The 21,289-nt window shown below is 47.9% G+C and carries 17 protein-coding genes and 1 pseudogene; 2 read left to right on the top strand and 16 right to left on the bottom strand.

What is annotated here, in order from left to right:
* Window positions 1-8: 8 nt before the first annotated feature.
* The 13 genes and pseudogenes from EXU85_RS12420 to EXU85_RS12360 all read right to left on the bottom strand — a co-directional run bounded on the left by EXU85_RS12420 (window position 9) and on the right by EXU85_RS12360 (window position 16,167).
* A complete protein-coding gene (locus tag EXU85_RS12420) occupies window positions 9-1,055 on the bottom strand; it encodes a sialidase family protein (protein WP_142772383.1) in 1,047 nt (348 codons plus the stop codon).
* A gap of 130 nt (window positions 1,056-1,185) precedes the next feature.
* Window positions 1,186-1,542, bottom strand: coding sequence for a four-helix bundle copper-binding protein (locus tag EXU85_RS12415; protein WP_142772382.1), 357 nt, complete (start codon window positions 1,540-1,542; stop codon window positions 1,186-1,188).
* A gap of 109 nt (window positions 1,543-1,651) precedes the next feature.
* Window positions 1,652-2,776: a DUF563 domain-containing protein gene (locus EXU85_RS12410; RefSeq protein ID WP_142772381.1), complete on the bottom strand. Its 1,125-nt coding sequence runs from the start codon at window positions 2,774-2,776 to the stop codon at window positions 1,652-1,654.
* A gap of 79 nt (window positions 2,777-2,855) precedes the next feature.
* The gene (locus EXU85_RS12405; protein WP_142772380.1) at window positions 2,856-3,458 is read right to left on the bottom strand and encodes an AraC family transcriptional regulator; all 603 of its coding nucleotides are present in this window, start codon (window positions 3,456-3,458) and stop codon (window positions 2,856-2,858) included.
* Between the two features lie 134 nt (window positions 3,459-3,592).
* Complete coding sequence (locus EXU85_RS12400) at window positions 3,593-5,878, bottom strand: TonB-dependent receptor (protein WP_142772379.1); 2,286 nt, start codon at window positions 5,876-5,878, stop codon at window positions 3,593-3,595.
* 78 nt (window positions 5,879-5,956) lie between these two features.
* Entirely contained in the window at window positions 5,957-6,406 is a 450-nt protein-coding gene (locus EXU85_RS12395) for a hypothetical protein (protein WP_142772378.1), read from the bottom strand.
* 136 nt (window positions 6,407-6,542) lie between these two features.
* Complete coding sequence (locus EXU85_RS12390; RefSeq protein ID WP_142772377.1) at window positions 6,543-7,061, bottom strand: DUF4494 domain-containing protein; 519 nt, start codon at window positions 7,059-7,061, stop codon at window positions 6,543-6,545.
* Window positions 7,062-7,197: 136 nt separating this feature from the next.
* Window positions 7,198-8,082 (bottom strand): SDR family oxidoreductase, encoded by an 885-nt coding sequence (locus tag EXU85_RS12385; protein WP_246859539.1) that lies wholly within the window; start codon window positions 8,080-8,082, stop codon window positions 7,198-7,200.
* A 113-nt stretch (window positions 8,083-8,195) separates the two neighbouring features.
* Window positions 8,196-9,035 carry a crotonase/enoyl-CoA hydratase family protein gene (locus tag EXU85_RS12380; RefSeq protein WP_142772376.1) on the bottom strand — a complete coding sequence of 280 codons (840 nt, stop codon included), beginning with the start codon at window positions 9,033-9,035 and terminating at the stop codon, window positions 8,196-8,198.
* A 102-nt stretch (window positions 9,036-9,137) separates the two neighbouring features.
* Window positions 9,138-10,646 carry a DUF1501 domain-containing protein gene (locus EXU85_RS12375; protein WP_142772375.1) on the bottom strand — a complete coding sequence of 503 codons (1,509 nt, stop codon included), beginning with the start codon at window positions 10,644-10,646 and terminating at the stop codon, window positions 9,138-9,140.
* A 177-nt stretch (window positions 10,647-10,823) separates the two neighbouring features.
* Window positions 10,824-12,468: pseudogene (locus EXU85_RS12370) on the bottom strand (DUF1800 family protein).
* Between the two features lie 239 nt (window positions 12,469-12,707).
* Window positions 12,708-14,351 (bottom strand): DUF1800 family protein, encoded by a 1,644-nt coding sequence (locus tag EXU85_RS12365; RefSeq protein WP_142772374.1) that lies wholly within the window; start codon window positions 14,349-14,351, stop codon window positions 12,708-12,710.
* A gap of 178 nt (window positions 14,352-14,529) precedes the next feature.
* Entirely contained in the window at window positions 14,530-16,167 is a 1,638-nt protein-coding gene (locus EXU85_RS12360; protein ID WP_142772373.1) for a DUF1800 family protein, read from the bottom strand.
* Window positions 16,168-16,304: 137 nt separating this feature from the next.
* Here EXU85_RS12360 and EXU85_RS12355 point away from each other — a divergent pair, with 137 nt between their 5' ends.
* Window positions 16,305-17,423: a PLP-dependent aspartate aminotransferase family protein gene (locus tag EXU85_RS12355; RefSeq protein WP_142772372.1), complete on the top strand. Its 1,119-nt coding sequence runs from the start codon at window positions 16,305-16,307 to the stop codon at window positions 17,421-17,423.
* Between the two features lie 18 nt (window positions 17,424-17,441).
* Here the strand turns inward: EXU85_RS12355 and EXU85_RS12350 are convergent, their stop codons facing one another.
* Entirely contained in the window at window positions 17,442-17,822 is a 381-nt protein-coding gene (locus tag EXU85_RS12350) for a hypothetical protein (protein WP_168207779.1), read from the bottom strand.
* 66 nt (window positions 17,823-17,888) lie between these two features.
* Here EXU85_RS12350 and EXU85_RS12345 point away from each other — a divergent pair, with 66 nt between their 5' ends.
* Window positions 17,889-18,488 carry an NAD(P)H-dependent oxidoreductase gene (locus EXU85_RS12345; protein WP_142772370.1) on the top strand — a complete coding sequence of 200 codons (600 nt, stop codon included), beginning with the start codon at window positions 17,889-17,891 and terminating at the stop codon, window positions 18,486-18,488.
* 85 nt (window positions 18,489-18,573) lie between these two features.
* Here EXU85_RS12345 and EXU85_RS12340 read toward each other — a convergent pair whose 3' ends face one another.
* Together EXU85_RS12340 and EXU85_RS12335 are read right to left on the bottom strand one after the other, a co-directional pair.
* The gene (locus tag EXU85_RS12340; protein ID WP_142772369.1) at window positions 18,574-19,416 is read right to left on the bottom strand and encodes an endonuclease/exonuclease/phosphatase family protein; all 843 of its coding nucleotides are present in this window, start codon (window positions 19,414-19,416) and stop codon (window positions 18,574-18,576) included.
* 89 nt (window positions 19,417-19,505) lie between these two features.
* Complete coding sequence (locus EXU85_RS12335; RefSeq protein ID WP_142772368.1) at window positions 19,506-21,278, bottom strand: RagB/SusD family nutrient uptake outer membrane protein; 1,773 nt, start codon at window positions 21,276-21,278, stop codon at window positions 19,506-19,508.
* Window positions 21,279-21,289: the final 11 nt, after the last annotated feature.

Below are 21,289 nucleotides of genomic sequence, written 5' to 3'. Positions count from 1 at the left end.
GGGGTCGTTCAGGGAATAAATCCTGCCCGAACGGTAGTTTCCTCTTCCCACAAACAGAGTACCTTGTTATTCGGTAGCAAGGCTAATTTCGGATACCCACCCGAACCAATAACTGTTGGTTGTGTCTGACTGGGCGAAGTGGCCAAAATCTGTCCAGCCTGTTGAAAGACGATATAATCACCTTTAGGAGTTGTTACAATTTTTGCATTCTTACCGGTAGCAAGTTCCGTTTCAGGCTGGCCAGGCCGGGCTACAAAAAGTTTATCATTTCGTCGAAAAACGGTCGATAGCTTTCCATCGGGACGCATAAACAGCCCTCCCCCATCCATTGGACAGGCTTTTAGCAGCCAGGTTCCTTCACCTACTTTTTCTGCTTTTCCAAACGTCTGACCTCCATTTTCGGATTTCAGGATATACATATCACGCGCTCCAGCTATAAAATTCCGAAACATGATAGCCACATGCTGGCCCTGACTCACTTCCGAAAGCTGGCAACATTCGCAAACCGTACCATCCGGCGATTGATAAAGCACCTGATTGGGTGACCATGTTTTACCTCCATCCGTTGAACGGGCACCAACAATCTTATTGCGCTTATTTCCCCGCAGATCGAGCCAGACAGCGTTATACACGTTATCCGGCCCGGCCGTCAGGGCCACGAAACCTTCTTTCGCTACCTCTACGGTATCCGTTACCTGTACACGGGATTGCCAGCGACCCGTAGCCCGGCTGAGCGTATAGGACCAGATAGTCCCCGCTTTATCAATAGCGGTAATAACCACCGATTGCCTGGTCGCTGCAATTTGTGGCCCTCGTGACGCCCCCAGATGCAGCCCCGGCAAACTATCAACCCGTACGGGTTCCGCAAACTGCTCACCATCCTGCGTACTTGTATAGAAAACAGTCCCGCCTTTACCATACACAATATGAACCTTTCCGGTAGGATCAGTCGCTACTGAAGGATGTATACCTGTACCTACTAATTTTCCCGAACCAGATGGGGAACTTAGTAGCAGCGTAACTATGAACAGAAGACTAGTCAGTAAAGAATACATTGTTTAGGTTAGCAGGTTTTAGGAATTAGATGCTGTAGATCCTCTGGACACGATCATACTGGTAATCAGAACATACAGAATCACTTGAATCTACAGCATCCACAGAATCAATAGTTAGTCCGTCAACTTTTTATGCGTTTGCCGACATTGACCGACACTCTTCAGCGCATTTGCGGCAAGCCTCAGCACACGCTTTACAATGGGCAAAATGGTCAGCGTGTTTTTCGCATTCCTCGGCACAAGCTTCACAGACTTCAGCACACAGGACCATAAAATCACGCGAGAACTCCGAACCACGGGCATCAAGTCGGCCACAGAGGGTACATATGTCGGCGCAGTCGCGGCAGAGTTTAATGCAGGCACTCATGTCATGACCTTTTCCGTCTTTGTCGCCCATTTCCAGGCAGGCGGTGGCGCAGCGCTCGCAGGCTTCAGCACACTCAAAACACGTATCTACGTGGGTATGCGTATGTTTCATCGTTTCCATAATCGTTGTTGTTTTATCGACCACCGTTGGTCTGACAAATTAACTACCCACACCCGATAGGGTTTTTACATAATTAGGGCCGAGCTTTATAAAAGCTATCGACCGTTACTTAGCCCTGGTTAAACAGCGTACGTAGGCTCAGGTCAAGATCAGCGATTGATACAAAAACATCTTCTTCCAGAGAAATCCGGCTATTTCCCATCTTAATACCATGATAATAAGCCGAATAATGCATATCCATCAATTGCGACAAATACCGAAAATGATCGACAACCATATCCGCAGCAAACAGCTCGAATAGATGCGTACCGGGTTCGCACCAGATTATATTTGTGAAGGAAGCTCCATGTGGACCTAAAATAAAAGACGCATTTTTATAGATAGCTGCCTGCTCAGCAACCGACCTGGGCTTGTCTTCAACAACGGTGAAGTTAAATTTTTTCAATAGGGTAATCAGTGCGTTCTCGTTGGCTACCTTTCGACGGCCCGACCGACTAATGTAGATCCGATTTGACTCAGTTCGTTGCAGGTTAAGTTTACTTTCTACCTGCTTTTTCAAGGCAAAAATATCGGCCGGATTGGGGTAGAACCAATGACCGCTATTGGCCAGAATGCACTGTTTAAAATGAACCTCGTACACAGTACTGTCCAGAATACGCTCCTTTTCAAACCCAAGTAAGGCTAAATACTCCTGCTCATAGGCCGTCTTAAACAGTGGATAGGCAAGGACAGCCTGAGCGAATACAGCCTCGGGAAGTGCCTCTCGAATTCGGCACAATTTTGCGGCAACCAGAATCACAAAATCATAATATCCTCCAAACGAAATACCATCCAGAAGGTGAGACCATGGAGCAATTAGTATATCCTGTACCGTTTGAATTCGTTTCCTTCGGGTCAAAAAATTTTTCAGGAGATGGTACCGCTCGAAATCCGTACAAAGAACCCGGGTATCTGTCAGAATTCCACCGTATGGCAACTGAGTGGTTTTCTGTGAACTAGGAGTTACATTCCAAACGTAGCCTGGGTGCGTAATAGCCTTGGTTGGCGTAAATACAAGTGCTGCTGAGTTAGTTTCATTTTGTACGCTGGGCAACACAATCCGGGTAGCTGGACTTACTTTTAATACGTACGGTTTTAGATACTCCTCTGTTTGCTCTTTCGTTAACTGAATAATACCAAACCGTTTGAGTATCGACCCCAGAAAGGTTTTGATTAAATCCCGTAAACGTCCCATAATCAGTCCCTACGATTTAAAAGGTTCACCAGCACAAATCGCTTCAGATTGGCCGCCAGCTTCAATTTTCACATAGCCCTTACTCTGTCTCGTCAGGATGGCCGGATTTCTTGATAAAGAGGGCATCTAGATTTCGCCGATCTACCTGAGTTGCTTTCCGGAATTGCCCCGGCGTTAGCCCCACAACTTGTCTAAATTGAGTAGAGAGGTGTTGAACACTACTGTAATTCAAACGCCAGGCTATTTCACTCAACGTCAGTTCATCATACCGCAACCATTCTTTTACCTTCTCAATTTTTAAGGCAATAGTGTACTTTTCAAGCGTATGGCCTTCGTTCACCGAGAACAAATTACTCAAATATGAGTACTCATAGCCTAACTTACGTTCAAGAAAGGTCGAATAGTTTTCAGACGCTTGTCGCTCCCCTTTCAGGTGTTGAATTTCGTTGATCAACAAAATCTTGATGTGTTCAACCAGAGCCTGTTTCTTATCGTCCACCAAATCGAATCCATTTGCCTGTAGCATCTGCCGAATAACCGCAAGCTCTGCCGGTGAAGGTATGTTCGTTATATCCACTTCGCCCAGCTCAACCCGGCCAACGGTCAGGCCAAGCTTTTCGAGTTCTTCACGCACAACCCGCTTGCAGCGGTCGCACACCATATTTCGGATGGATAGTGTCATAATAGTTAGAACCGCTCCGGCGGCCCGGCGGGATTACACTGATTTAAGGATTTACAGGATTTTGCTCTGCGCTTCTTTGAAGCGAATCATTAAAACAAAATCAGGTTTAATCCTTAAATCAGCTAAATCCAGGTTCAGATTAGAGGTTTAAACCGAAAGCCCACATATACCATACGACCTGTGATAGGTCCCCACACCTGCGATCCAGCATCAAAACGTGCTCCAAATGGATCGTTGGCCGCAACAATCGGGTTCAGTTGACGGAAACCCGTCAGGTTTTCTCCACCCAGATAGATCTCCCACCCACTCCTGAACGCCCGGCTGACCTGTGCGTTCAGGTTATAAAAACCAGGAGCCTCTTCGGTTGGCATATTCTGATAACTGGAATGGACGTAACCTTCGCGAAGGTAGGGAATCCGCCGGGGACCGTTCCATTGCAGGGTAGCATCAAATTTCCACTTATCAAAAGGCAGTGCATAGCCCGCATTGAGCAGTATCCGATCCCGGCTAACCATCATTTTAGGCAATAGTCGTTCTTCACCGAATGGCCCGCCCATGCTCTGCTCCACGTCGAAAAACCGATAGGCGGCTTTCACTTCAAAGCGTTTTGCCGGTTGCACGTTCAATTCGGCCTGAAAACTATTGGCAAAGGAGCGTCCTTTATTGCCAGAATCAGTCAGGTTATAAAAATACAGTTCGCCGGGGTGTTCAATATCAACAATGAGCTGGTTCTGAAAATCAGTCCGATGGTAATCCACCACAAACGACGCTTTTTTACCCAACAGTTCGAAATCGTTTGTGATGCTTAGTCCGTAATTCCAGGATGATTCGGCTTGTAAAGCTTTGTTCAGAAACACGGCCCGCGAACTGACTAAATACCCGAAGTTTTCGGCGAAAGGATTAGCTGCCCGAAACCCTCTCCCTGCCGATGCACGCACCGTAATAGCCTGACTGAGGTTATATTTCAGGTGAGCCCTGGGCGTAAATTGAGTACCAAACAGGTTATGAAAATCGAGTCGACCACCCAATACAAGGGTTAATTTTTCGGGATAGGTGTAGGTGTATTCCACAAAAGCACCGGGCACCGATTCTGTACGAGCGGTACCGATGGCCCGGTATTGCTCCCGGTAATCATCTAACAGGTAACTCAATCCAGCTTTGAAACTGTTGTTGGTAGTCCCAATAATGCTTTGGTAAATCAGGTTGGCATAAAACGTTTGCTGCTGACCCTCGTAAGGCGCAAATCCAAAGTGCGCTGTTTGCTCATGATGCACCCCGTTCAGAATCAGCCCCAATCCTTTATAGGGTTTTTCAGGATACAGTTTTGCGGTTTTTGAGAAAAACTCCAATCGCTTTGTTGTATTCAGAAAACTGTAACGTGATGCCCCGAATTTCGACAGTTGGCCACCATCCCGGTCCTCGTAAAGAACTTTTATGCCAAACTGGGCCATGTACCGATCACTGGTATACTTGTACCGATTGATGGCATTAATCTGGGTGTATAACGGCAAATCTCGAAAACCGTCGTTATTTTGATCGATCTCTGTTCGCAGGGTACTGGCATGACCCAGTACCCCCATGCTCCATTTTTTACTCAGGGCTTTCGACCAGTTGACGTTGCCCTCAATCCGTCCAAAACTGTTAGCATAGGCATTTATAAAGAGCGTTTGCTTGTCGTCAGGTTTTTGAAGTTCAACATTCATCTGGCCACTCATCGACTCATACCCATTCACGACTGAGCCTGCGCCTTTACCCACATCGATACTCGTGATCCAGGTTCCAGGAATGTAATTTAGGCCAAACGTAGTCGCCAATCCGCGAACGGTTGGAATATTCTCAACGTTCGTCTGCACGTATTGCCCTCCCAATCCCAGAAACTGAATCTGCTTCGAACCCGTAACGGCATCACTATACGACACACTTACGGAAGCGTTGGTTTCAAAACTTTCGGAGAGGTTGCAGCAGGCAGCTTTGGCCAGTGTACGCTGATTGATAAATTCGGTCTGAATGGGATTGATCCGGTCAAGTTGCCCCGGCGCGCCCGATACTGTTACTTCCTGTAGGGTTCGGGTACTTCGAAGTGTTACCGTTACTGCACCCGTAGGATTTGTTACCGTTAATGTGTCCGTTTGGTAGCCAACATAACTCACAATCAAACGCGTATACGCTGGCTGGAGTGACAGTTGAAAATGTCCCTCCGCATCCGTTATCGTACCAACTGAGGTGTTAACCCATTGTACAGTTGCGCCGACAAGGGGAATTTGTTTGCCGTTGACGAGTTCGCTGACACTCCCCCGAATGGCTACAGGCTGCGTAGAATCAGCAGCAAAAAGTTTGTTTGGGACTGTTTGGGCCGCGCCAGGTAGGCTCGCCAGGAGCCCAGTCGACAGCACAAAAATCCATACATAAATAGATTTCATGAGTTCGTTGATTGATAGATAGAGTATATCATAAGCCTGCGTCGGAACGACAAAGGCCAGAAACCATCAATCAACGGATCAGATAAGGAGGCTATGGATAAGCGTCAGGATGTCGCGTCCGGATAGAGAAGGCGGGGATGGAAAGATCGAAACAGAGGACGACTTTCCGGCAAAAATCCAGTGGACAAACCAGGTTAATACGGAAACAACACCAGCGGCAATCGTTTCGGTGATTGTCTTGATAAACTTCGCAACCAACTGGCTCAGTGAAGACGAAATATCGACATTCTCATACTGTTGGTCATCCTGACAACACTGCGTCTTTTTAACGAGTGTTTGCTGGTCTGGCATCGACTTCTGATCAATGGCGCAACCGGATTGGGCTTTGGTATCGCTAAACGCGACAACCATCGTTTTTTTCTTGCCGCGCATCTGGCATGAATGTTCCACCAGCCCAAAGCCTGTGCTGCTCAGCAGCACGACGCAGACCATTAGTAGGTTGAACACTTGGAACAGAGCGCGTTTCATAATGAGGGCAAATATCTGTACCTAACTCATTTAATGCAAGTATTTTTACCTATAAGTCGGGAATCTTGTAAAAAAAGAGCCGCATTCTATAAAAGCAAACATCCCGAAAGCTCAACGCCTTCGGGATGCTAAGTGGTTAGACCGTTTCCGGTTCAGGGCTTACCAACTCACTGATTGGCCGAAGATTACGGGTTTCTTCTTCGTTATATGGAAAAATATCTAAAATCTTGGTTGTGTTGACGTCCGTAATTTCGAATGGATCAAGCGCCGATTTCAAACTAAATTCTACGCGCTCGTAGGCTTGTTTAGGCGTTTCGGCATTCACCAGCATGATGCTTGGCGTTTTCTTCTGCTTGCCCGTTTTTTCGTCGTCTGTAATGAACATGGCTTTTACCTTGAACCAGACTTCGCCCCCATCTTCATTATGAAACACATCAGCTAATTTCATTCGCGAGATGTTCGTAATTTCAAAATCAGGGGTGTTTGTCGCAATCTCCTGGTACAGACGACCTTCTGCTTCGGTATAGCTGACGGCATCCACCAAGTACGCTTCGGTCACTGTTTTTTGCTTGATAAACTCTTCATTCCGGGTGCCGACATTCGAGTCGTCAATGGGTTGCTGATAGCGGATTTTTCCGAGAAACCAGTTAGGCATTTTAACGATTTTTAGTACAGTTTTATAACACAAATTGGGGGGCAAAGGTGCCGAAAATGAATGGATAATGTAGAATGAATAATGTAGAATTTTAGCAGACTTCATTCTACATTATCCATTTTACATTCCTCATTTATCACTCCTTCTTACTTGCCCGATTGGCTTGTTTGATGGTTTGTTCGATCATATCCCATTGCTCGGTAGTGACCTTTTCCAGATGACTGAATTCGCCCGCCATCAGTACTTCTCCCCCATCAATAGTGATGCTTTCTCCAGTGATATAACCGGAATAGTCGGAGAGTAGAAAAGCCGCCAGATTAGCCAGTTCGCCGTGTTCGCCAACGCGATGCAGCGGTATACGGCTTGTTGGGTCCATCATGCTCGCCAGCGGCTCGGGAAAGAGTCGATCCCAGGCACCTTTGGTTGGGAATGGGCCCGGCGCAATAGCGTTGAGACGAATGCCATATTTGCCCCATTCGGCCGCCAGAGATTTTGTCATGATAAGCGCACCACCTTTGGCTACTGCCGATGGCACAACATAGCCAGAGCCCGTAGTAGCATAGGTGGTGGAAATATTCAATACCGTACCGGGAATCTTGTTTTCGATCCAGTACTTACCCACGGCCAGCGTGAAATAATAGGTTCCGCGCAGAACAATGTCTACAATGGTATCAAAAGCTTTGTACGATAGCCGTTCGGTTGGGCTAATGAAATTACCGGCGGAGTTATTGAGCAATCCGTCGATCTTCCCGAATTTCTCAATCGTTTTGGCCATGACATTTTCAATCTCTGCGGTGTTACGCACATCGCAGGCTACGGCCAGTACCTGCCCCCCCGTCTCGGCCATTAATTCATTGGCGGTGTCGTCAATAACAGTCTGTCGGCGGCTGCAAATCGTGACGTTTGCCCCAAGTTGCAGTAGATACCGGCTTATGGATTTACCCAGTCCTGTGCCACCCCCAGTAACAATAATCGTTTTTCCTTTCAGCGCATCGTCGCGCAGCATACCCGTTACGTTCATGGTTTAGAAATTAATGGAGTAAGTGGAGTGGGTGAAGTAAGTGAAGTGAGTGGAGTAAGTCAGGAAACACTGCCACCTTATTACACCTACTTCACTTACTTCACCCACTCCACTTAATATCCTCGATTTGATTTTTTATTAAACTCTGCTTTACGTTTCTCTATTGTCGACTGCATGGCTTCGGAGAAATCATTGGATTGCAATTGACTTGAATTCCAGACGGCTACGTATTGAAGCCCATCCTCGATGGATTTGTTCAGGCTGTAATTCAGTACTTGCTTGGCACCCTGTACAGCCGAAGCGGGATTATCGGCAATTTGTCGAGCCAGGGTTGCTGCGGCATCAAATAATTGGTCGGGAGAGTTGTAAACGTGGTTGACAAGACCAATTCGCTCAGCAAAAGCAGCATCGTAATCAGCGCCAGTGAACGCCATTTCGCGGGTAAATCCCTGACCAATGATATGCGGCAAAAACTGAAGACCGCCAATATCGGGGGTGATCGCAAGTTTAGCTTCCCGTAAGCTAAACCTGGCCTCACGGGAGCAAAGCCGGATATCGGCAGCAGCAATCATGTTTACGCCACCGCCAATACACCAGCCATGTATGGCCGCAATAACTGGCTTTGGCGATTCGTGCATTTTCTGAAAGCCTGACTGCATCTGCCGAATTTGTCCCATTAGTTCCCTGCGCTGTTGTGCCAGCACAGTACCCGTGGTCATTTTCCCCAGGCGAGGCATCATCTGCGGGATGTTAAGCCCGTAGCTAAAATGATCACCACTTCCCCGGAAGACAATGCATCGAATGTCGGAAAGCTGATTGATTTCGTCCATTGCGTTGGGAAGCTCCTCCCAAAACTCCGGCCCCATGGCATTTCCCTTGCCGGGGCCAAGTAGCGAAACGGTCATCACGCCATCGGCCTGCGCGAATGATAAAGATTGATAGGTTTGTTCCATTGCCAACTAGTATGCGTGCATACGGTTTTCGTAAAGGTAGTAGAAAACCGAACTGCAGCGCAAGCCGTTCCCTAAAAGCTGGCAACGAATGGTTTGCCTTCACTAGCCCGTCATCTGCACAGAGTAAGGCCCAGTGAACTGTAATTTACCCTCAAGTCTGATGTTTTTTACGCTGATAGTCTGATCCAGGGTTACGGTATGGCCTGCGTTTACTTTAACATATTCACTGGCAAATGGCACTCGACCTACGGTCCAAACATTCGGATTTTGCCAGTTCCCCGATGTTACAGTTTCCACAGTATCTGAAAACAACGAAACAGTCGGGAATTCATGAAAAAGCAGGGAGTTCGTTGTGGTGTGTGCAGTGCCAAACCAATCGTTCAGGATGTCTGTATACACGCGCCGAAAGTCGATCTGCATGTTAATGTCCTTATTTCCTGCCTGACCTGTCAGGTTTGCCAGGTCAGGATTGTGGCCGATGGTGCGGTGTTTGACACTAGTTCCGAACACAAACATGGGGGCAGCTATTCCATGATCTGTACCTTTTGAATTATTGGAATTTGCCCGCCGACCAAATTCCGAGAACGTCATACCAACCACTTTATCTTCAGTACCCTGCAATTTCAAATCCTGCTGAAAGGAAGCAACAGCCGATGATAGTTTCCCTAATAGCACCGCATGGCTACCGGTTGTCACATCCGTACCGTCCACCTGACCCGAATGCGTATCGAAGCCTCCCAGCGAAACGAAGTATACTTTCGTTTTCAGCCCCCCGTGAATCAGCCGAGCTACAATCTTCAACTGGTCGGCCAGGGAATTATTTTGGGTTGAATCAGGGTAGACGGCCAGATTCTGACCCGCATCGGCGGCTTGTTTGATCTGGGCTGCATATCCCACCGATAGCGCCTGTTGCTTACGGATAAAGGCAATTAAGTCCCCCGCGTCACAGCACGGTAAATCGCCGGGTGAGGTTGCACTAGCCGAGCCAACCAATTGGTAAAAACTATTGGGATCACTCAACGCAATACCCATTGATTGCTGGCTTCCCAATAACGCCGTGGAGGTCAGGTAACCGATCTGAATAGCCAATGGATCTTCCATCTGCGCATTTGGATAGCCGGCTGGGTAACCCGGAAACCGATTTTCAAGATAACGCCCGGCCCAGCCCGAATCGGAGGTTTGGCTGGAGTCAACAGCCGTCATCCAGATATCCGTTGCCCGATAGTGAGATTGATCTGGATTGGGATACGAAACGGAATGGACAATCGAGAGTTTGCCATCGTTATACAGGTTACGCATACCCGTCATGGCCGGATGCAGACCCGTAGCCAGATTCCCCTCTAACGGAAGCACCGCGTTTTGCGGAATGGCAATGTTAGATCGCAGGCCATTGTACAAGGAATACTGGTCCAGGGGAATCACGGTATTGAGCCCATCGTTGCCCCCATTCAGGTAAACAATAACCAGTACCCTGTCGCTGGCTAATGCACTTGTTCCCAACAATGCCTGCACCAATGCCGATTGGCGCGACATGGCCTTTAGTCCAAAACCATCCAGCATAACAGGCAGCAAACTCACCGAAGCCGCCGTCAAAAAATCTCTCCGTTTCATCGCGTAGTGGTGGTGTAGGTGAAGTAGGTGGTAGTAGTGGAGTGAGTAAAATTGGTGGAGTGAGTGGAGTGAGTGGAGTCCGTCTAGTACAATTTTACTTTTTGACTGACTCCACTTACTGCACTCACTCCACTCACTCCACCTACTACACCCACTCCACCTCTTCACCACACCAGGCTAAAAAATGTGATACTCAGCCATGCGAAGCATGTATTTCATCAGGTTCTGCAATCGATACAAAACCGCATTCTTTTTACTCGTATTCGTTGGAGCGGTTCGATAAGCGTTCCACTCAAAGGTCCAGGATGAGCGCGGAATGCCCTGCATCATAATGGTATCAATCAGAAAATCGACTTGCGACGGAAACAGATCACTGGCAAACAGGTTTTTTTGAAAAGGCTGTCTGCACATCCACACAACTAATAGCTGCGGTTCCCGCTACATCAGAGAAATTCGGCTGGAGGGTAGTGGCCCAGGCCAGCAAATCGATCCCCATTTTATAATTCGGTTTCACCTGAAGCCAACGCCAGATATAGGCATCCGTGTAATCACTACGGAGGGCTATGGTGGTTGTATTCATCCAGATTTTCGAATACCCCGTCTGATAATAAGGGTCGTACCCAAATACCGACGGTTGATCAACAAGCGCCATTTGCATGTCGCGCATACGCCAGAACATGAAGTCGAAATACGTCTTGAAGGCTGCGTAATCAGTCGTCATGTCGGGTACGGGCTGATTAAAAAATCGCATCGCTCCCACGGCCAGATCAGCCGGTGATTTAACCATAGCTCCCCGATTCGAATCATCGAAAAATAGCTGACTCGTTAGCAGTTTGACAATGACCGGCTGAATAGCATAGTTATTACCAGGGCTTGACAAAAATTGGGCCAGAGGTATAATTACATTATCCTCAATAACCTGAGTTACGTTTGGATTCACATACCAGCGATACAGTTTCCGACAAATAAACCTGGGCGTTTGGGAGTGATTCAACAACATCGTCACCAGATCATCCAGCTCGGCATCCCCTGCCGTAACCGTAGCCGATGGATTGGCCGATCGACCCGGAATGACGGTACTGCCATACTTTGCCGAAAATGTCTTATCAGCCTTGTCGTGTTTAGAGAGTGTAAACGTCGTGGCAAAACTCGTTGAGCCAACCACCCAATAATTTGTGTATTTCCAGCCAGTAAGCACTCTGGCCGCGACTTTCACGTCATCCTCGGTGTAATTCTTGTTCCCCGCAAAATCCACGGCACCTACTGTAAACAGCTCCTGAAGCTCACGGGCGTAATTTTCGTTGGGCTTCCCAACTTCATTTTCATTCCCGTTCAGGTAACGAAGCATAGCAGGCTCCTTACTGATTTTGGTGACCAGCGTTCGAAAATTGCCCAGTGCATTAGTGCGCAACAGCAACAAATACTGATTCACAAATCGGTAATCATCCACTAATTCGCGAGTTGTCACAAAGTGATTTTGCCAGAACAGCGTCAGTTTATCGAGTAAGCTTGGCGGGGTCGTTTGGGAGGTCATCAGCCCAAGCCACCAGTAGCGTAGATAATGGCCAAAATCGAAATTACGGTCACCACTAAACGGCTTATCAAGGTAGGTCTGCCCAGCCGTTGATTTGGTACTGTCCAGGTCTACCGGTGGCGAGGGAGAATAATTCGCGTTACTGATTAATTGCTGTACAGCCTGGGTAGCCGTTAGGCCCGTGAAGTTGGCAATTTCGCTCTGCGTAGGCCCAAAGGTGGCTCGGCGAAGTAAATGGGCGGCTGTCTTAGCCGTTAGTAAAGCTGTGTATTGATCCAGATAAGGCATTCAAGGATAAGGTTAGTAATACAGCCATGCGTCTAATTGTTGTCTACACTAAAGCATACCGCTTAGTCAACAAAATAGCTATAAAGACTAAGTATTACTGACCACTCCCAGTATTAATTAAAAATAAGTTTATACATCAATATAATCATAAACAATATACAGAGAACGAGCGCTGCGAAGATCATGGTTTAAAATCAGTTTAAATGTCAAAAATGCCTTTTAGCTAACGGGTTAGGGGTTCAAAAAAGCTGGTATTCAGCCATGCGAAGCATGTATTTCATCAGGTTCTGCAATCGGGAGAACACGGCCGTTCGTTTCCCCACATCATTGGGCAACGCCCGGTAGGCGTTCCACTCGAACGTCCAGGATGTGCGCGGAAGCTCCTGCATCATGATGGTATCAATCAGAAAATCAACCTGCGACGGAAGCAAGTCGGTGGCAAACATATTCGTTGAAAAAGCCTTCTGCACATCCAGGCAAGTGATGGCGGGCGTGCCAGCCAGATCATCAAAGTTGGGTTGTAGAGACGTGGCCCAGGCTAACAAATTAATACCCAGAATATAAACCGGGCTTACATGAAAGCCTCCCCATATAAACGCATCGGTAAACTCGCTTCGTATGGCAAGGGTAGTCACATTAATCCAGGTTTTCGAATAGCCTGTTTGATAATAAGGTTCATACCCCAGTACGGAAGGCGGGTCCAGTAGCGTCATTTGCATATCGCGCATGCGCCAGAACATGAAGTCGAAATACGTCTTGAAAGCTGCATATTCGCCTGCCATATCCGGCACGGGTTGATTAAATAAGCGCATTGTTCCAACGGCCAGATCAGCCGGTGACTTAACCATAGACCCCCGATTCGAATCATCGAAAAAAATATCACTCGTCAGTAACGTAACGATCACGGGCTGAATAGCATAGTTATTACTCGGGCTCGACAAAAATTGAGCCAATGGTACAATTACGTTATCCTCAATGGCTTGGGTTACGTTTGGATTCACATACCAGCGGTAGAGTTTTCGGCAAATGAACCGAGCTGTTTGGGGATGATTCAGCAGCATTGTTACCAGATCGTCCAGCTCGGCATCCCCTGCCGTAACCATAGCCGATGGATTGACTGATCGGCCCGTGATAACGGTGTTGTTATATTTCTCCGAGAACACTTTGTTCGTTGAATCATGTCTGGAAAGCGTGAAGGTCGTGTCAAAACTTATTGTACCATACTCCTCATAATTGGTATACTGCCAGCCGGTAAGCACTCTGGCTGCGGCTTTTACGTCATCCTCGGTGTAATTCTTGTTCCCCGCAAAATCCACGGCACCTACTGTAAACAGTTCCTGAAGCTCACGGGCGTAATTTTCGTTGGGCTTACCTGCTTCATTTTCATTGCCGTTCAGAAACCGGAGCATGGCGGGGTCTTTTGTGATCTGGGTGACCAGTGTACGGAAGTTACCCAGGGCGTTGTTGCGGAGTAGCAGTAAATACCGGTTTATAAAGCGACAGTCTTCAACAATTTCGCGGGTTATTACAAAGTGATTGTGCCAGAACAGCGTCAGTTTATCCAGTAAGCTTGGCGGAGACGTTTGGGAAGTCATCAATCCCAGCCACCAATAGCGCAGATAATGGCTGAAATCAGAGTTCCGGTCATTGTTATAGGGCTGGTCGAAGTAAGTCTGCCCAACAGTCGGCTGCGTCCCATCAATATCGACTGGCGCCGGGGGTGAATAATTGGCATTATTAATTAATTGTTGTACAGCCTGGGTAGCCGTTAGGCCCGTGAAGTTGGCAATTTCGCTCTGCGTAGGCCCAAAGGTGGCTCGGCGAAGTAAATGGGCAGCTGTCTTATTTGTCAATAAAGGCGTATACGGAGACAGATAAGGCATTAAATATGATATATAGTGTTACATATAAAGTTCCTTTATCCGCTAAACAAAAAGCATACCAGCTAATTAATGAAGGGGTTAATCGTCAGTTTTCTTGGTTCTGTTGATTCTATCGTATCTGATTATCATTAGAACCACAGAATTAAATTTAGACAACACTATCCCGTATCGCTACAGATCAGAAAATATGGTATTCGGCCATACGAAGCATGTATTTCATCAAATTCTCCAGGCGTGACCGTACTTCATATCGGGCTCCTCCATCTGTTGGATCAGTCCGGTACGCATTCCATTGAAAAATCCAGGACGTGCGCGGTAGGTTCTGCATTAGAATGGTATCAATCAGAAAATCCCGTTGAGAGGGCAGCAGATCGTAAACAAATAGATTCGTAGTGAAGCCATTCAGGATATCCACGCTGGAGATGGCAGGTGTTCCAGCTACATCTGAAAAATTGGGCTGGAGAGCGGTAGCTTTCGTCAGCACATCAATGCCCATCAGATAATCCGGTTTGACTTGTAGATATCGGAGAACGTAGGCGTCGGTATAGTCATATCGAAAGCCGATTGTGGTTGAATTTATCCAGATTTTCGAGTAGCCGGTTTGATAATACGCTTCATAGCCAAATACCGAAGATTGGTCTAAAACAGCCAATTGCATGTCCTGCATACGGTAATACACAAAGTCGAAGTACGTTTTAAACGCTGCGTATTCGGTGGTGATGTCGGGCACTGGCTGATTAAAAAACCGCATAGCTCCAATGGCCAGCTCAGCGGGCGACTTAACAATGGCACCGATCGTAGTCTCATCGAAAAAGACCTGACTCGTTAATAGCTTGACTATGACGGGTTGGATAGCGAAGTTGCCTTCCTGAAAAACCTGCGCCAACGGGCCAATGATGGTATCTTCAATGGTCTGAGTAACATTTGGATTTACGTACCAACGGTACAGTTTCCGGCAGATGAACCGGGACGTATGCGGATGACTTAACAGCATGGTTACCAGATCATCCAGTTCAGCATCTCCCGCTGACGTTGTGCCTGGTAACGAGGTAGCACGCCCAGTTATGACCGTATTGTTATAATGAGCAGAAAACGTTTTATCCGTACTATCATGCTTTGCATCCGTGAACGTAGTGGCAAAACTTGTTGAGCCGTCAAGTTCGTGGTTGGTATACTCCCAGCCCGTCAGCACCTGAGCAGCCGCTTTCACGTCATCTTCGGTGTAATTCTTATTCCCCGTAAAATCAAACGCCCCTACGGTAAATAGTTCCTGTAGTTCGCGGGCATAGTTCTCATTCGGATGCCCTACCACATTTTCATTCCCGTTCAGGTAGCGAAGCATGGCAGGCTCTTTAGTGATTTGGGTAACCAGCGTTCGGAAACTGCCCAGCGAATTATTCCGCAATAGTAACAGATACTGATTCAGGAACCGGTAATCACCAACCGTTTCGCGGGTTGTCACGAAATGATTTTGCCAGAATAGTGTCAGTTTATCAAGTAAGCTGGGAGGAGCTGCCTGCGAGGTCATCAGCCCCAGCCACCAGCAGCGCAGGTAATGCCCAAAATCGAAGTTTCGGGCATGGTTAAATGGCTTATTTAAATAGGTCTGCCCGGCGGTTGGCTGATCATGGTCCAGGTCAACAGGTGGCGCTGGCGAATAATTGGCATTCGTGATGAGTTGTTGAACGGCCTGTGCTGCCGTTAAACCCGTGAAATTGGCGATTTCGGCTTGCGTTGGGCCAAAGGTAGCTCGCCGGAGTAAGTGCGCAGCCGTTTTAGTCGTCAGCAGTGTTGTATATGGATCCAGAGAGACCATTTTGTCCAGTTCATTCCAATGAAAAATAAGGTGGGAAAAACGTTGAGAACTATTTGGGCCCGCTGATGCGGAATTACCAACGGAAACCGAGAACTTCGGCATACAAAAAATGAGCCGTTTTACGGTTCTGTCCGCTTATGCACTTCGATACGCTCGCCCTCCGCGCTACGCACCAGCCCGACCCAGTCACGGGAGTTGTAGTGCCTCCCATTTATTTGTCAACAACCTATGCCCGCAACGAAGCCAACGAGTTGCCGGCCCACTACCTCTACACCCGCCCGAACAACCCAACCCGGGAAGCGCTGGAGAAGGCACTCGCGACCCTCGAAGGGGGAGCTGTAGGTATGGCCTTCGGGTCAGGACAGGCAGCCACAATGACCCTATTTCAGGCTTTACGTCCTGGTGATCATGTGCTGTTGTCAACGGATGCCTATTACGGCACCCCTGCCCTGCTCGAACAGGTATTTCATCCCTGGGGTCTGACGTACACGCGGGTAGACATGAGCGATCTTGATGCAGTAAAAGCCTCTATTCACGAAAACACCCGTGTCGTCTGGTGCGAAACGCCATCAAACCCGATGCTCGACATCACTGATTTGCTATCCGTCAGCCAATTAGCGCATGAGATGGGGGCCATTTGTGTGTGCGATAATACCTGGGCTACGCCCGTACTGCAACGCCCATTCGACTTCAACTGCGATGTAGTTATGCACTCGACCACCAAATACCTGAGTGGGCACAGTGACGTATTGGGCGGTGCCCTGATTTTTAAAGAAGACAATGAGTTTGCGCAACGGATTCGACAGTTACAGGGGCTGTCGGGAGCAGTACCGTCGCCTTTTGATTGCTGGCTGATTAGCCGGGGGATTAAAACGCTGGGCGTTCGTGTACGGGCGCAAAGCCTCACGGCACAGTCTATCGCCGAATTTCTGGAAAGTCACCCAGCAGTAGAAAAGGTGCACTATCCAGGACTGGCCAGTCACGCTAGCCATGCGCTGGTTCAGCAGCAAATGAATGGTCCCGGAGCTATGCTGTCAGTTCAGGTAAAAGGCGGTCCCGAAGAGGCAATCCGATTTATTGGCAAGCTAAACCTGTTTACCAGAGCTACGAGTCTGGGGGGCGTTGAAAGCCTGATTGAACATCGGGCCAGCGCAGAAGGCCCCACTAGCATAACGCCCAAAAACCTGCTCCGCATGTCAGTTGGTCTGGAATACGCCGACGATTTAATTGCTGATTTGGCGCAGGCTTTGGCGTAATAGCTAACTAGCTTAACCTTATCTAAACTTCTTCGGCACGACCTGCGGCATAGGTTTTATAAACTGCGGTGGTCCCTGGGGTTGTCTGTAGGGCTGGAATGAGCGCATCATGGTATAATTCGTAGATGAGTCCGGCACTTTAATCGGCATATTATCCAGCGTTGCCCGCATCACGTTTTTGGCATCCGTGGGGTTTCGATAAAATGAATTGTTGGGTCGTGCATTCGGCATCAGGTCTGGCGGGAAAACGTCGGGCAACGAATCCCGGCGCACTACTGTGCTGGGAACCTGTGCGTATACAGCACCAGATAGGACGATAAGCAACAGGAAGAGCTTCATAGGTGTAGTGGTTGACAGTACAATGGTGAATAGACCCAATATAGTCCGGAAGCGTTGCATTCGGTTACGAAACTAAAGCAGTAAGGCTGGGGTTTGATAACTAACTTGAATTGATGACCTATCACAATGAAAATCACCCTAATTTCCACCTCATCACGCAAAAATAGCAACTCGCTTCGCTTTGTCAGCTACCTCCGGCATATTCTGGCCGAAGAGGGTCAGCATGAGGTTTCGATTGTAAATTTTGAGCACTACGATATTCCATTAGTCGGTCAGGGATCGGTCAAAAAAGATTCGCTTACTCCTTTCCAGGACGAACTTATTAGCGCCTGGGAAGCGGCTGATCTCGTCATTTTTGCCATGCCGGAGTACAACTGGACAGCTCCCCCACAGGCTACGAACGCCATTCACCAACTGGGTGGGCCCGCCTTTAAACATCTCTTCGATAACAAGGTGTTTGCTATGGTGGGAATCTCGAACGGCCGTGGAGGTCGGCAACCGGCTCTGGATATGACAACCGTGGTGAACAAGATTATCAGTTTCACCAGTAGCTACTCCATCGTTTCACCTAAGCTCTACGAATCGCACGAAACGGATAAAAATCTGGATGAACATGGTCATTTCAACGGCCACGAAGTCTACGAACGAACCGCACGGGCTTTTGTGGAGTATACGCTGAACGTAGCCCAGCGCTGGATTGGGGTTCCGAGTTTGGTAGAAAAATAAGCCAGCCTGGCAGTGCAATCATAAACAGAAAAAAGCGGAGTGTACATACTCCGCTTTTTTGCGTTAACCAACCTATAGCAGACTTTTATTTCAAAATTACTTTCACCATAACAGGCTGATGGTCAGACGGATATCGCTGTTCTTTTGCGTCAGTCAGGACGCCATATTTCAGTACATCGAATTGCTTACTGACAAAAATGTAGTCAATCCGATTCTGCATCGGCGCATCAAATTTGAAGCTATTAAAGGTACCTTCTGGTCCATACGGTGGTGTAGCCGTTACGTTATGCGCATCGCTCAGGAGCGTCTGTATCATTTTAATCTGTTCCGTTTCGGGCGTTGAGTTAAAATCGCCGACGAGGATTACGGGTACATTTTTCGCGATTTCCTTAATCTTCTCAACCATCAGCTTTCCCGATTGCCGACGCGCTTCAACGCCCTGGTGATCGAAGTGAACGCTGAAAAAGTAGAACTCTTTTTTCGTCTTCAGGTCGTTGAATTTTGCCCAGGAACAGATGCGGTTGCAGCAGGTAGCATCCCAGCCTTTGCCGGGTTTGTCGGGGGTTTCGCTCAGCCAGAAATTACCCGATTGCAGGGGTTTAAACCGATCTTTTTTATAAAATATCGCCGAGTGTTCTCCCGCTTCTTTGCCATCATCGCGACCAGCACCTAAAAAGGCGAACTCGTTGAGTTCGGCAACGTCGTTTAACTGATTACGCAGGGCTTCCTGGGTTCCAAACAGATCAAATTCGTGAAACTTCACCAGGGCTTTCACATTCTCTTTCCGATTAGGCCAGGCATTGATCCCATCGCCTTTGTTATCGTAGCGAAGGTTGTAAGTAGCCACCGTAATCGGGGTATCTTTTTGGGCAAACGAAGATTCGCTGATAAACAAACTACTGAACAGAATAAAAATCAATACACGCATTTAACTTGAGTTTAAAAGGTTATTGTTTGTGGTTTTGGAATAGGTCTTGGCAGGCAATTGCTAGTACAAAACCACAAACGAATCGAATTCTACCAACCTGGGTTTTGACCGATCTTCGGATTGATCTGCAAATCGTTGGATGGAATGGGATAGAGATAGAACTTCTCATCCCATTTTCGGGGAATATTACTAAGCCAGGTTAACTCCCCATAGGTATCGTTTTTCAGTCGCTGTGGATTCACAACTCCGTTTACCGTTTCCGCTACACTAACATAGGTTACGCCTGGTAATTGCGTGGCTGGTTTCACTTTATAAAAAACGACATCATTCTTACCATCCTCATTCAAATCCAGGGGCTTATCCAAAGCGGGCACATAAAACCCGTTCCACTCCTGTTCCATCAAAGGCCCACGGTTCCAGCGGATAATATCGGGAAACCGGAAGCCTTCCAGCACCAACTCGATACCCCGCTCCCGACGAACCTCCAATAGAACTGGGTCTGAAATATCCGGAAAATAGTTGGCCTTCAGATACGAATCCGCAACGGTTGGTTTCGTAGTTAAGCCAGTCGTAATTCCTGCCCGTTTCCGTAACGCGCCAATCGTTTTGGTCCAGTCATCATTGGTTAGTGTACCCAGTTCGGTTTTGGCTTCGGCGTAGTTCAACAGAATCTCGGCATACCGCATCATAGAGATGGAGTTGATGTTACGCGTGCCCCCATCGTAATAGGTATCATCCAATGACCACTTAATGGGCATATAACCTGTATAGGTGTAGGAAAAAACGGGCGGAGCGGGTTCAACAGCACCTGCGTTTGTACGAGTATAATTGCCCATCCGGATCGTCTGTTGCAGGCGCTTATCACGCCCTTTCACTTCGTCCATAAAGGTCAGTGTCTGGTAGCCTGCTTTGTCGGTAAAGGGTGTCCCGTCGATGTTCAGGTACGTATTGACGAAGGTTCTGTTCAAACTTACCCGAGCACCATAGGTGGCACTGGTCCACCACCAGTTAGCATCATTGTACACGCTCAGCGTGGCATCGGCCACAGCCGCCAGCATGATTTCATTGGTAACGGGCGCGTTGTTGGTAAACAGTTGCCGATAGGATTTTTCGGTCCCACCGCTTTCATTGAGGCTAAACCCGCCCTCCTTCATGACTTTGTCCGATGCATTGACGGCTTCGGTAAGCCATTTTTCGGCAGTGCTGCCCAGATTGTAACTAGTGTGGTATTTGCGGAAAGTCCCCTCGAATAAACAAACTCTTGATTTTAAGCCATAGGCTACGTACTTGGTAATCAGGCTCCGCGTATTATCGCCGGTGGTTCTAATATTGTCGCAGGCAAAGTTCAGATCGGCCAGTACCGAATCCATTACCATAGCCCGAGGGTCCCGACCTTTGTATAGATCCGGATCATCCACATTCATGGCCTTACCGATCCAGGGAACATCGCCAAAGCGCTTCACTTTCTCATAGTAGAAATAGGCTCTGAAAAAGCGAGCCAGACCAATATAGTGCCGACGTGTATCGGCCGGAACACTGGGGCTGTTACAGTTGGCAATGAAGTAGTTAATGTTACGCAGGGGCGTCCAATCCCAACCCGTACTTTGCTGAGGGCCATACGCACCCGCTCGTAAAAAATCGGGAATCTGCGTTCTGACCGAATAATCGGCCATTTCATCACTTCGGATGATGTCGGCACCCGAAGGCAAATTATCGTAGAATGAGTTTACGTATAAATCCAGGCCACCCGTGCTGCTGAAAACGGCGCCTTTAGACGCTGTTGATTGGGGTACCTGTTCCAGTTCGCTACAGCCAACCAGAAAAAGGGCAATCAGAAAAACCCAGTTATATCTTGTGTTCATAATCGTTGTTA

This window comes from Spirosoma sp. KCTC 42546 (genome assembly GCF_006965485.1).
Taxonomy (GTDB): domain Bacteria; phylum Bacteroidota; class Bacteroidia; order Cytophagales; family Spirosomataceae; genus Spirosoma.
This window is presented reverse-complemented; position numbering and strand designations above follow the sequence as displayed.